Here is an 11,677-nt window from a genome sequence, read left to right as displayed (position 1 = left end):
CGAAACCGAAAGACGAACGAGAGGAAACCGATGACTATCGAGGCAACGCGAGCGCGCTCGAAGTTCCGTGTGGAGCGCGCTGTGGGACGCTATTTCGCCAACCCGATCGTGCGCGGTCTCGGTCGGATTGGAATACGCACAACCTTCGCCACCGATCTGGAGACGCTCGGCCGCAAGACCGGCACCATTCGCCGGGTGCCTGTGTCGGCCACCTTCGACGAGAACGGCGCCTGGCTGATCTCGCAGCATGGCACGCGATCGGGCTGGGCAGCAAACATCACCGCCGACCCGCAGGTCCGAATACGACAGGGCGGACACTGGCGCACCGGGACGGCACGGTTGATGCCCGGCGACGATGTGGTCGCGCGGGCTAGAACCTTCGCGTCGCATCCAGCGTTCGCCGGGCTGACCGTAGCCACGTTTCGCGCCCTGCAGAGCGATCCGATCTCTGTCCGAATCACGTTCACCCACAACGACTCCGACGAACGAAGGACGTGAATGCACCCATGACCGGACTCGATCCGACGACTATGAGCGGTCTCGAATTGCTGCGGACGGCGTTCGACAATGCCGGTCCGCCATCGGGTATCGGCAAGCTTCTCGGCATGGCGGTACGCGCCGTCGACGAGGGGACGGTCAGCTTCGCGGTGACGACCAGTCCGGACTTCGCGAACCCGCTCGGTTCGGTACACGGCGGGATCTGCGCGACGCTCCTTGATTCCGCGATGGGCTGTGCTGTCCACACAACGCTGCCGGCAGGAGTCGGTTACAGCACCCTCGAAATCAAGGTCAACTACATCCGAAGCGTTCCGATTGACGCAGGCGAGCTGGTCGCAATCGGCACGGTGATACATCGTGGTCGGACGACGGCCACTGCCGAAGGCAAGGTTGTGGACAGCGCTGGACGGTTGATCGCGCACGGTAGCACCACGTGCATCATTTTGGGATAGGCGATTGGAACTAGGCCGTAGTCGCCAACGCCGCAGCAAGCCCGAATGCGACGGTGATAGCGACAACTTCGACGACAGCGCGCCGTAGCGAGTCGTCGGCGTTCATGCGATGTCCGGCAACCTGATCGACCCAGGTTCGACGCCACCACCACGCCAGGATCAAGATCAGGAGCAGCACGATCGCCTTCGCAAGCACGATCCGCCCGTAGCCGGAATCCAGCAGTGGCGCAAAGCCCTTCAGTCGCACAGCGGCATTGATCACGCCGGTGACGGTCAGTACGACGACGCTCCGCAACGCCCAGGTCGAATAGCGCGGAAGGGCCGCTGCCCAGTCGCTACGACTGCGCAGCATGATCGCCAGCGCCGCGAGCAAACCGAACCACAGGGCCGCCGCCAGCACATGCACTGCTGCCAGCACGGATCCGAAGGTTTGCTGCGACATGTGGCCGGTGATCTGCCGCAGCACCAGGGTCAAGCCGGCGACGGCCAGCAGCGGATCGGTGGACCACTCTGCTCGACGTCGAAATGCCACAATGCCCGCCAGCGCAATCCCGCTGGCACACAACACTGTTGCGATACCCACCTGGCCGGTGCTGATGTGCGAGACGAACTCCGCGAACTCGTCCGCGTGGAGTTGCCCGACGCCGTAGCCGCCGGCCGCTGCCGCCGAGTAGACCAGCAGCGCCAACTCGCTCAGCGCCCACACGCCGCCGAGTGCGGCGATCGCTCGCCAGAGCTCGGCGCGATCGACGCGAGCCTTGCTCGACCCATGCAGCCGATCGACCGCGGCCAAGCCGAGCACCACCGCGCCGACGCAATCCGCCGTTGCGCGAAGCAGATTGGACGGATCCGGCGAATCGGGAAGTGCCAACTGCCACGCCGTTCCCACGCCCAGGATCAAGGTGAACACGGCGAGCAGGAGAGACCATCTACTGACGGTGATCCCCTGCCCAGCCGTGTTCATTCGATCAACCCCGCTTGCGTGGAGTCCGCAGCGCGAACGCCAAGCCGCCGCCGAACAGCACGATCGCCGCAACGATGAACGGCCACAACGGAATACCGCTGTCACCGCCCGACGCATCGGCATCGGCCTTGGCGCCCGGCGTGCCCGTACCCGCCTTGGTGAGGGTGAAGGTTCGCGTTCCACTCACCGGGTGTCCGTCGGCAGAGGTGACGCGATACGCGATCGTGTACTTACCGACCGGACCAAGCTCGCCCACGTCCACACTGACGGTCGGACCGTCGACCACCGGCTTCGATTCCTTCGACCAGAGGTTGCCGTCCGGGCCGACGACGGTCAATGACGCGAAGCTGGTCTGCAATGCCTCGTTGAACGTGATGCTTGCCTTCGGCGGACCCGCGTCGATCTGCGAGCCGTCCGCGGGCGAGCTCGATACCGGAATCGAATGCGCACTCGCGGTACCCACCCCGAACAGCGCGGCGACCAGCACCGCAATCGAGGCGACCAGCAGCCGGCGAATCATGACCTGCGACCCCGAACCACTGCGCCGATTCCGAGTGCTGCACCCAGCGCGCCGAGGACGAGCCCGATACCGCCGAGCCACCGAGCGGTGGTGTCGGAGCCGGTTGCGTCGTCATGGGTCACGGGCGCAGCCGCCGGAGCAGCGCTGCCGTGGTCGTCGTCATCGGACGCGCCGGCCGCGGCGAGCTCGATCGACGGGGCCGGATGCTCGGGCTCACTGCCGTCGGCGCCCATCGGCTGATTCCAGTCGACCACCTTGCCGTCGCTGTATGTCTGCACAGCGGGCAAGGAGAGTTCCTTCTCCTGCGGGAGCGGACCCACCGACAGCACGAACCGCTGGAACTGCCCGGGGGCAACGCCGACGTTGGGATCGGCAGTCCAAGTCACCGAGGTGGCCTGCAGCTTGTCGTCCTTCTGCACGGTCGACGTCCACCCTGCCAGCGGCTCGGTTCGCGCCGATTTGAACGAGGGCAAGGTGACGGTGAGCTTGGTGGTGCTCGCGGTCTCCGACTCGGTGGGCACCTGGAAGGTGAGCACGGAGTAGCCGCCCTGCGCGGCCTGCGGCGCGTTGACGGTGACGTGCGCGGACGCGATGCCCGCTGTGAGCAGTAGTGCGCTGCCGGTTGCGCCTGCAGTGATCAGGGCACGCGAAATAGAGGTCTTCATCTGAGTTGTCGTCTTTCTCGAGTGAGGTTTGTGTGCTGTGCGTGTCAGAACACGGGCAGCGGGGGTCCTCGACGAGAGATGGCACCGCGGAGCGGCACTCCGAACAGTGGGCGGGCCGCACGACGCGGCAACACCTGCGGCGTCGCTGTCGTGACGGGTCGGAAGAACAGGATCGCGACGATGCGCAGGACGTTCGTGATGACCGAGTAGAGCCGATCGGCGGCGAGAATCAAGAGTGCGCAGAGTGCGGTCGCGAGTGCGTGCGCGAGCAGCATCGGCACGGAACTCGGGCTGGTGGCACCGTGCGCGTGGCCCATGCCGGTCATCATCATTTCCGAGAGCGCATAGTGGCCTGCGACCTGCCCCGCGCCGAGAAGGCCGAGCGTGGTGACCGCCCCACGCGCGGGCGCGGTCGCTGCGAGCGCGCCGATCGCCGCGCAGACGGCGAGGAGCAGGGTCAACGACGACAGGTCCGGATACCCGGCTCCGCCGATGCCGTGCGCCGCGATCGTCAGCAGACCCGCAGCTACACCGACTACGGCGCCGCGGGCGCGATCGGCCTGCGGGTCGATGGACATGGTTGTTCGGGGTGGGTCAGCGAACGCCGAGACGGGCAAGCAGGTCCGCCTCGATTCCCGCGAGCTCGTTCGAAATTGCCTGGTGAGCGGCCCGACGCCGAGGGGTCGGCATCTGCTCGGCGGCCTGGACGGCCGTGCTCAGATCGGTGAGGCGCTGGTGGGTGGCGTTGCCGAAGTCGTTGGTTTCGCCGTGGCCTGCGTTCTTCGCGAGGATCTGCGCCGTCGAGTTCTCGGCGTTGGCGATCCGCGCGGTCAGCCTGGCACCGTGGCCTGTGAAGTCACCGAGCTGCTCGACGCCGACACCCAGTTGGCGCGCGCGGCGGTTGTCGACCTGGCCGCGCACATAGGTGGCGCCGCGGTACGCGACGGGAGCGAGTACGGGTGCGAGAACCCGAGCGACACCCAGGTACTTCTTGACTTGGCCGACGCTGAGCCTGTCCCGTGCTGCCTTCTCGGCGGCGACGTTGGCGGCCTTCTCCTGCGCCTTCAACGACGAGATCTGGGCCTTCGAGACCTTCTTCTCAACCTTGTTGGCCGATTTCACGCGCTTCCGCTCGGACTTGTGACCGAGTTTGGCCTCGACCTTCGCCTTGTGCTTGAGGGCCTTTGCCTCGGCCTTTCGTGTCGAGCGCCGCTTGCTCTTCTTGAACAACCCCATTGAAAGGCCCCTCCATCAGTGTTGTGTCCATTGGCGCTTCGGCGGTGTGCAACCACCCTATCGTTTCGCGATCTTGCCTTGCGAGGAACGTGCGGTGTTCTTCGCCGCTTGGTTCGTCGCCGCTTGGTTCGTCGCCGCTTGGTTCGTCGCTGCCTGCAGCGGTTTGCGTCGGCGGGCAGACATACTCTCCATATCGTGTACTCCCAGTTCGATCCCCGAACCGACCCCGAGGTGGTCGCGCGTCCGATCCTGATCGACGCGCGGCGGCTGACCAGTTGTCGGCATCGCCTGCACCTCGATCTCACGCATCCGCTGCTGATCGAAGGTGTCGGCGAGGATTCCGGTGTTCGGCAGCGACGTGAAGCGGCGACGGCGCATCGAGCCGCGGTTCGCGACACCTTGACCGCCGTCGGCGACGGGTGGGTGGTGATCGATGCAGGCCAGTCGAGTCGCGATCGTGCAGAGGCGACGTTGGCCGCGATGGCAGCAGGTGCCAGCCGGATCTGGGATGCGGTGCTGCCGTCGGAGCCGGATACCGGTCGTCGGGGCAAGTCGGAGCTGTTGATTCGTGACGACGGGCGCGGCGGGTACATCCCGGTGATCGTCGTCAATCACAAGATCACCGATCCGCGCAGCGAGGCCGCCGAGGGCGGCGCCGTCACCTCCGACCTGTTCACCTGGGATCCGCACGACGACGCCATGCGCAAGGTTCGCCCGCAGCTGCGTGATCAACTGCGATTGGTGCACATCTATCGAATGCTGCAGCGGCACGGCTATGCGAGTCCGGGGCTGGTCGGCGGGGCGATCGGGTTCGGTTTCGACTGCATCCTTGTCCACGATCTGTCCACCGTGCTCGACGAGTACGATCGCCGTTTCGCCGACCGGATCGCCGTCGCCCGCGGCCAGGTGCAGACGCTTCCGTCGAACATCCCCGAGTGCAGGTCGTGCCCGTGGTGGTCGCGGTGCAGCGAGCGCTTGATCGACATGCGCGACGTGAGTGTGGTGGCGCCCGGCTCGCGGGCCGAGGTGCTGCGCGGCGCAGGCGTGTCGACGATCGACCAGCTCGCGGGCTGGGTCGGCGATGCGCCGGAAGACTGGCAGCACGGCGAGTTCGGTGACGCTGTCGTGACGGCGAAGGCGTGGCTGCGGGGGCTGCCGTTGGTGCGTCGGGTTCCGAACGTGCGGGTGCAGCGTGCCGACGTCGAGGTCGACGTGGATATGGAGAGCTATCAGGAGCACGGCGCTTACCTGTGGGGGACGCTGCTCAACGTCGACGGTACGTCCGAATACCGTGCGTTCGCGACGTGGGATCCGGTGCCGACGTTCGACGAGGCGCGCTCGTTCGCCGAGTTCTGGGGCTGGTTGATGCAGACCCGCGCGCAGACCGTCGCGGCCGGTAAGACGTTCGCTGCCTACTGCTATTCCCGTGCGGCAGAGGACAAGTGGCTGCTCGACTCGGCTCGACGGTTCGAGGGGATGCCCGGCATTCCCACCGTCGAGGAGATTCTGGGGTTCATCAACGGCCCCGAATGGGTCGACATCTACCAAGCGGTCAGCGACCAGTTCATCTGCCCGAACGGCAAGGGACTGAAGAAGGTGGCTCCTGTGGCCGGCTTCAACTGGCGCGACGCCGAGGCGAGCGGTGAGGCCTCGATGTCCTGGTACCGCGAGGCCGTCGGGTTCGAAGGGGAGCCGGATCTCGGCGAACGAACACGTCTGCTCGAATACAACGAGGACGACGTCTACGCCACCAAGGTGCTGCGCGAGTGGATGGATGCCCGCGCCGATGCGGAGATTCCGTTCGCGGGTGATCTGTGAGTGCGCTGCGCGCAGGTGAGTGGTTTGTTGGCCTCTGGACCCCTTAAACGCTCACCTGCGCGTAGCGCATAAAATGTGCCGGTCGATCGAAGGGGAGAACATGACTGCGCAAGTCGAAGAACTGGAATTCCAGGCCGAAACCCGGCAACTGCTGGATCTGATGGTGCACTCGATCTACTCGAACAAGGACTCGTTCCTGCGCGAGCTGATCTCCAACGCCTCCGATGCGCTGGACAAGCTGCGGCTCGAGTCGTACCAGAACAAGGATCTCGACGTCGACACGTCGGACCTGCACATCGAGATCGACCTCGACAAAGAGGCTCGCACCTTCACGCTGCGCGACAACGGCATCGGTATGTCGCGCGCGGAGGTGGTCGACCTGATCGGCACGCTGGCCAAGTCGGGCACTGCGGAGCTGCGACGCAAGCTGAACGAGGCGAAGAGTGCGGCGGCCTCCGAAGAGCTGATCGGGCAGTTCGGCATCGGCTTCTACTCGACGTTCATCGTCGCCGACAAGGTCACTCTGCTGACCCGTCGCGCAGGCGAGACCGAGGCGACTCGCTGGGAGTCGACCGGCGAGGGCACCTACACGATCGAGACCGTGAACGAAGCGCCCCAGGGCACCACGATTACGCTGCACCTGAAGCCTGAGGATTCCGAGGATCACCTCTACGACTACACGTCGGAGTGGAAGGTCAAGGAGATCGTCAAGCGCTACTCCGACTTCATCGCGTTCCCGATCCGCATGGACATCGAGCGCACCACGCCTGCCTCGAAAACCGAAGATGGCGAAGAGGTTCCGGCCTCGACCACCATCGAGACTCAGACGCTGAACTCGATGAAGGCGCTCTGGACGCGTCCGAAGAGCGATGTGAGCGACGAGGAATACAAGGAGTTCTACAAGCACGTCAGCCACGCGTGGGACGAGCCGCTGGAGATCATTCCGCTCAAGGCCGAGGGCACGTTCGAATACCAAGCGCTGCTGTTCATTCCGTCGCAGGCGCCGTTCGATCTGTTCAACCGCGACTCGGCCCGCGGAATCCACCTCTACGTCAAACGCGTCTTCATCATGGACGACTGCGAAGAGCTGATGCCGGAGTACTTGCGCTTCGTCAAGGGTGTGGTGGACGCACAAGACCTGTCGCTCAACGTCTCTCGAGAAATCCTGCAGCAGGACCGCCAGATCCGTGCCATCCAGCGGCGCCTGGTCAAGAAGGTGCTGTCCACGATCAAGGACATGTCGGCGGAGAAGTACGACACATTCTGGGGTCAGTTCGGCCGAGTCCTCAAGGAGGGCTTGCTGTCCGACTTCGACAACAAGGACGCGATCCTGGGTGTCTCGTCGTTCGCCACCACCAACGACGACGATAAGCTGACCCGCCTCGCCGACTACGTCGAGCGCATGAAGGACGGTCAGGAGCAGATCTACTACATGACCGGTGAAACCCGGCAGGCTATCGAAAGTTCGCCGCACATGGAGGCTTTCAAGGCCAAGGGCCTCGAGGTGCTGGTGCTGACCGACCCGGTCGACGAGATGTGGGTCGGGTCGGTACAGGAGTTCGACGGCAAGACGTTCCAGTCGATCGCCAAGGGCGAGGTGGACCTCGACACCGAGGACGAGAAGCAGGCCACCGAAGCGTTGCGCGACGAGCAGTCCAAGGAATTCGCGGATCTGCTGCTGTGGATGACGTCCACGCTCGAGGATCAGGTCAAGGAAGTCCGGCTGTCTTCGCGGCTGACCACCTCACCGGCCTGCGTGGTTGGTGGCGACATGGACATGTCTCCGCAGTTGGAGAAGATGTACCGCGCATCGGGTCAGCCGCTGCCGCAGTTCAAGCGGATCCTGGAGCTGAACCCCACGCACCCGTTGGTCGAGGGGCTGCGGAAGGCGCATGCGGAGAAGAAGGACGACGCCGATTTGGCGCAGACGGCCGAGTTGCTCTACGGCACAGCCGTTCTCGCCGAAGGCAGCGAGCTGAAAGATCCCGCCGCCTTCGCCAAGCTGTTGGCCGATCGGTTGGCGCGGACGCTGTAAGGATTGCGCGAGGTCGGCAACGAGTGGTTGCCGACCTCGCGCACCTGCGGGCGATCAGTTCGCCAACGTCCAGGTTCCGCATCGCTTGGTGGTGAACGCGACGTCCGAGGCCTGGATGGTCACCACGGCTGGGCCGGATTCGTTGCCGTTGGCGAGAATCTCGTCGAGGCTACCGCTGGTACCGCTCGATCGCTGCCAGTAGCAACCTTTGTTGCCGGTGTTGCGGTAGGTGCCGGGATTGATGTCCTTGCCGACCAGAAAGATGCCGTCGCCGCGAATGGTGTACTTCGCTGCTGCCTGCTCTTTCGGTAGCAGCGCCTGCTCGCGACTGGCCAGACCTGCCTCGCGCTGATCGAGCTGCTGTTTGCGAGTGTCGAAGGCTGTGCTTGCGGATTGCGTCTTGCCCGCGAGCTGATTTTCTCGTTCGGTGATGGCCTGATCGCGGTCTTCGACCGACTTCTCGCGCTGCTCTATAGCCGCTGTCCGCTGCGTGAGGGGATCGGCGGGCTCGGGCTTCGCGGTGATTCCGATCGCTGTGCCGAGTATCAGCGTGACGAGCAACCCCAAGATCCAGGGCCACTTGCGGGGTTTGCGAACGACTGCGGGATGCGGGGTTTGGTTGATGTGGGACATGAGTCGACTCCTCGTCGAGATCAGCGCCGACGTGCGACGCGCCCTCGGTCGAGGACTGCACAGAATGACGTAAGGCACCGACAAGTTTCGGTCGACGGTTTACCAATCCCGGAACTAGGGCGATTCCGCGCAGCTAATCTGCTGCTCATGGCCCTGAAAAATAACGCCGACCCCGGGTGGAAGCCTGACGGTGTTATCGAAAAGTGGGCTCGCGAGCAGGGCTACGGACGTGGCTACGCGCTGACCGAGGAAGGGCTACGGGAACTCCGTGCAGCGCATGACGGATCCGTTGCAGGCCTGTACCTGATCGAAAGCACCAATCATGATATCTACGTAGGTATTTCGACCTCCGACGTGACAAGGCGTTTGCGAACGCATGCCGAGACATGGCCCGATATGCAGGGGTTTCGGTTCATCCCCAGTTCGGCGTCCGCGTCAGAGATTCGCAGTATGGAATGTCGTCTTGTGCACGACGCGGAGCGGCATGGCTTGGTCAACAGAAATACCGAATGGGCCAGCTCTATCGTCGGCGCCTCCAGCCTGGACGAGCTGGTACCGATCGATGATCAACAATCCTGGTTGGCAGCTCCGCGAGCCACGGCGAACGCATGTGATTGCGGCGAGTTGACCGAGTTCAGTGCAAGCGCGGTTGCCCGGAACCGGCACAAGTACGACGCCCTGCTGCGCCTGCCGCACTCGGATTCGATACTCGACGCCTTCGCTGCCTACCTCCGATACTGCGTACCGTTCCCGCGAACCACCGAAGCGACATTCTGGACGGCGACAAGTCTCCCCGCATGGTCGCAGGGGCGGAGAATCCTCACCTGCACGATGGCCGTGATCGAGGTCTTCTACATCTTCGAAACGACCAGTGGTGAGGATCCACACGCCATGCTGTTCGTCGACCGGAGGCACCTTCCTGGCCGTGGACTCGCTAGGCTGGGATTCAGGCGGGAACTGAGACAGTTCGGCGCGCGGCAGGTGATGGATTGCCACCCGAGTGGCGGCAATTGGGAACAAGGTATCCGCTTCGACAACCTCGGGCTCTTCGTTGCGGCACTGGAGTCGATCCCTGAACTACAGTTTGCTGCAGCTCATTTCGCGCTCGATCGGATGCGTAGGCCGGGATCGGGATACGCCCAGTCCCACAACAGAAGCCTGGCTGAGGCAGCGCTCCTTCGCGCTTTCGCGCCGACCCCCTGATGCAGACGTGGTGATTGATTCACCCGCCTCGGAATCTGTCGGTCCCGCCGTATATACAGTTCTGTTTATCTCCGACAAGTACGAAGACAGGGTGGGACACCAGTGATTACCGGTGAGATCAAGAGCAAAGTCGACGCGGTGTGGGACGCGTTCTGGACCGGCGGAATTTCCAATCCGCTCGAAGTGATGGAGCAGATCACCTACCTGCTGTTCATTCGTCGCCTCGATGACGAGCAGACTCTCGCGCTCAACAGGGCGAACCTGCTCAAGAAGCCGATCACGGATAATCCGTTCCCAGTCGGGCAGGACTACGACGGTCGCGATTGGGAGGACTTGCGCTGGTCCCGATTCAAGAACATGGACGCCGCCCAGGCGTTCGAGGTGGTCGACAAGCGGGTTTTCCCGTTTATCAAGGACATGCGCGGCGAGGACTCGACGTACGCGCACTTCATGAAGGACGCTCGCCTGACGATTCCCAACGCCGGGATGCTGCAGCGCGTGGTGGATCGGCTCGACAAGATCCCGATGGACAACCTCGACACCAAGGGCGACATCTACGAGTACCTACTCGCCAAGATCGCCAGCGCCGGCCAGAATGGTCAGTTCCGCACGCCGCGCCACATCATTCAATTGATGGTCGAGATGATGCGGCCAGAACCGGGCGACCGGATCGTCGACCCAGCATCGGGTACCTGCGGTTTCCTGGTGGCGACGACGGAGTACATGCGCGCCAACTATGCCGACGCGATCAGCTCCGGCGCGGGCAGGGAGCAGTATCACCACGACATGTTCCACGGATTCGATTTCGACAACACCATGCTGCGAATCGGTTCGATGAACATGCTGCTGCACGGCGTCGAGCAGCCCGACATTCGATACCGAGACTCGTTGGCGCAAGCCAGCAATGACGACGCCGGTGCGTACTCGATGATCCTTGCCAACCCGCCGTTCGCTGGTTCGCTCGATTACGAGAACACCGCCAAAGACCTGCAGCAGATCGTCAAGACGAAGAAGACCGAGCTGCTGTTCATGGCCCTCTTCCTCCGTCTGCTTAAGCCGGGTGGCCGAGCCGCAGTCATCGTGCCCGATGGTGTGCTCTTCGGATCGTCCAAGGCGCACAAAGAACTTCGACGAATCCTCGTCGAAGATCACAAGCTCGACGCCGTGGTGAAACTGCCGTCCGGCGTGTTCAAGCCGTACGCCGGTGTCTCGACGGCCATTCTGTTCTTCACCAGAACCGACTCCGGCGGCACCGATCATGTCTGGTTCTATGACGTACAAGCTGACGGATTCTCGTTGGACGACAAGCGAACTCCGCTGCTCGATGAAGGCAAACTCGGCGTCTCGGGGGTGCTTAACGATCATGAGCACGCCAAGAACAATCTGCCGGATGTGTTGAAGCGCTGGTTCTTACGAGACTCTTCCGAACTGGAACAACAACGTACCGAGCAATCGTTCTGCGTGCCGAAGGACGATATCGCGGCGCAGGGCTACGACTTGTCACTGAATCGGTACAAGGAAATCGTGCACGAAGAGGTGGAGCACCGGACGCCCGAAGTGATTCTCGACGAGCTCGATCGGCTGGAGAAGGAAATCACCGACGGCATGGCGCAGTTGCGCGAGATGCTGGCTGGCGGTGCGGCGTGACAGCGT

General features: G+C 63.6%; 12 protein-coding genes. 6 read left to right on the top strand and 6 right to left on the bottom strand.

The annotated features are described in order from the left end of the window. Positions 1-30 precede the first annotated feature (30 nt). Positions 31-498: a nitroreductase family deazaflavin-dependent oxidoreductase gene (locus FOY51_RS02325; protein WP_149428565.1), complete on the top strand. Its 468-nt coding sequence runs from the start codon at positions 31-33 to the stop codon at positions 496-498. Positions 499-506: 8 nt separating this feature from the next. Continuing rightward, positions 507-950 carry a PaaI family thioesterase gene (locus FOY51_RS02320; RefSeq protein WP_149428564.1) on the top strand — a complete coding sequence of 148 codons (444 nt, stop codon included), beginning with the start codon at positions 507-509 and terminating at the stop codon, positions 948-950. A gap of 10 nt (positions 951-960) precedes the next feature. On the opposite strand, the gene FOY51_RS02315 is transcribed toward FOY51_RS02320, so the two are convergent. The 5 genes from FOY51_RS02315 to FOY51_RS02295 are packed head-to-tail and all read right to left on the bottom strand — an operon-like array spanning position 961 to position 4,335. After that, complete coding sequence (locus FOY51_RS02315; RefSeq protein ID WP_149428563.1) at positions 961-1,914, bottom strand: CopD family protein; 954 nt, start codon at positions 1,912-1,914, stop codon at positions 961-963. 4 nt (positions 1,915-1,918) lie between these two features. Further along, positions 1,919-2,434 carry a copper resistance CopC family protein gene (locus FOY51_RS02310; protein ID WP_149428562.1) on the bottom strand — a complete coding sequence of 172 codons (516 nt, stop codon included), beginning with the start codon at positions 2,432-2,434 and terminating at the stop codon, positions 1,919-1,921. After that, positions 2,431-3,099: a YcnI family copper-binding membrane protein gene (locus FOY51_RS02305; RefSeq protein ID WP_149428561.1), complete on the bottom strand. Its 669-nt coding sequence runs from the start codon at positions 3,097-3,099 to the stop codon at positions 2,431-2,433. The genes FOY51_RS02310 and FOY51_RS02305 overlap by 4 nt, the downstream gene beginning before the upstream one ends. A 44-nt stretch (positions 3,100-3,143) precedes the next feature. After that, positions 3,144-3,677 carry a hypothetical protein gene (locus FOY51_RS02300; RefSeq protein WP_149428560.1) on the bottom strand — a complete coding sequence of 178 codons (534 nt, stop codon included), beginning with the start codon at positions 3,675-3,677 and terminating at the stop codon, positions 3,144-3,146. Positions 3,678-3,693: 16 nt separating this feature from the next. Continuing rightward, the gene (locus tag FOY51_RS02295) at positions 3,694-4,335 is read right to left on the bottom strand and encodes a DUF6474 family protein (RefSeq protein WP_149428559.1); all 642 of its coding nucleotides are present in this window, start codon (positions 4,333-4,335) and stop codon (positions 3,694-3,696) included. 249 nt (positions 4,336-4,584) lie between these two features. Here FOY51_RS02295 and FOY51_RS02290 point away from each other — a divergent pair, with 249 nt between their 5' ends. Then, the gene (locus tag FOY51_RS02290; RefSeq protein WP_149428850.1) at positions 4,585-6,153 is read left to right on the top strand and encodes a TM0106 family RecB-like putative nuclease; all 1,569 of its coding nucleotides are present in this window, start codon (positions 4,585-4,587) and stop codon (positions 6,151-6,153) included. A 100-nt stretch (positions 6,154-6,253) separates the two neighbouring features. Next, positions 6,254-8,188, top strand: a complete 1,935-nt coding sequence (htpG, locus tag FOY51_RS02285; protein WP_149428558.1) for a molecular chaperone HtpG — start codon at positions 6,254-6,256, stop codon at positions 8,186-8,188. A gap of 54 nt (positions 8,189-8,242) precedes the next feature. Here the strand turns inward: htpG and FOY51_RS02280 are convergent, their stop codons facing one another. Then, a complete protein-coding gene (locus tag FOY51_RS02280; RefSeq protein WP_149428557.1) occupies positions 8,243-8,821 on the bottom strand; it encodes an Rv1352/Rv1906c domain-containing protein in 579 nt (192 codons plus the stop codon). Positions 8,822-8,968: 147 nt separating this feature from the next. On the opposite strand from FOY51_RS02280, the gene FOY51_RS02275 reads away from it, so the two are divergent. Further along, on the top strand, positions 8,969-10,024 hold the full coding sequence (locus FOY51_RS02275; RefSeq protein WP_149428556.1) for a hypothetical protein: 1,056 nt from the start codon (positions 8,969-8,971) through the stop codon (positions 10,022-10,024). A 102-nt stretch (positions 10,025-10,126) separates the two neighbouring features. Then, positions 10,127-11,671, top strand: a complete 1,545-nt coding sequence (locus tag FOY51_RS02270; RefSeq protein WP_149428555.1) for a type I restriction-modification system subunit M — start codon at positions 10,127-10,129, stop codon at positions 11,669-11,671. Positions 11,672-11,677 lie beyond the last annotated feature (6 nt).

The sequence above is a fragment of the Antrihabitans cavernicola genome (assembly GCF_008297975.1).
Taxonomy (GTDB): domain Bacteria; phylum Actinomycetota; class Actinomycetes; order Mycobacteriales; family Mycobacteriaceae; genus Antrihabitans; species Antrihabitans cavernicola.
This window is presented reverse-complemented; position numbering and strand designations above follow the sequence as displayed.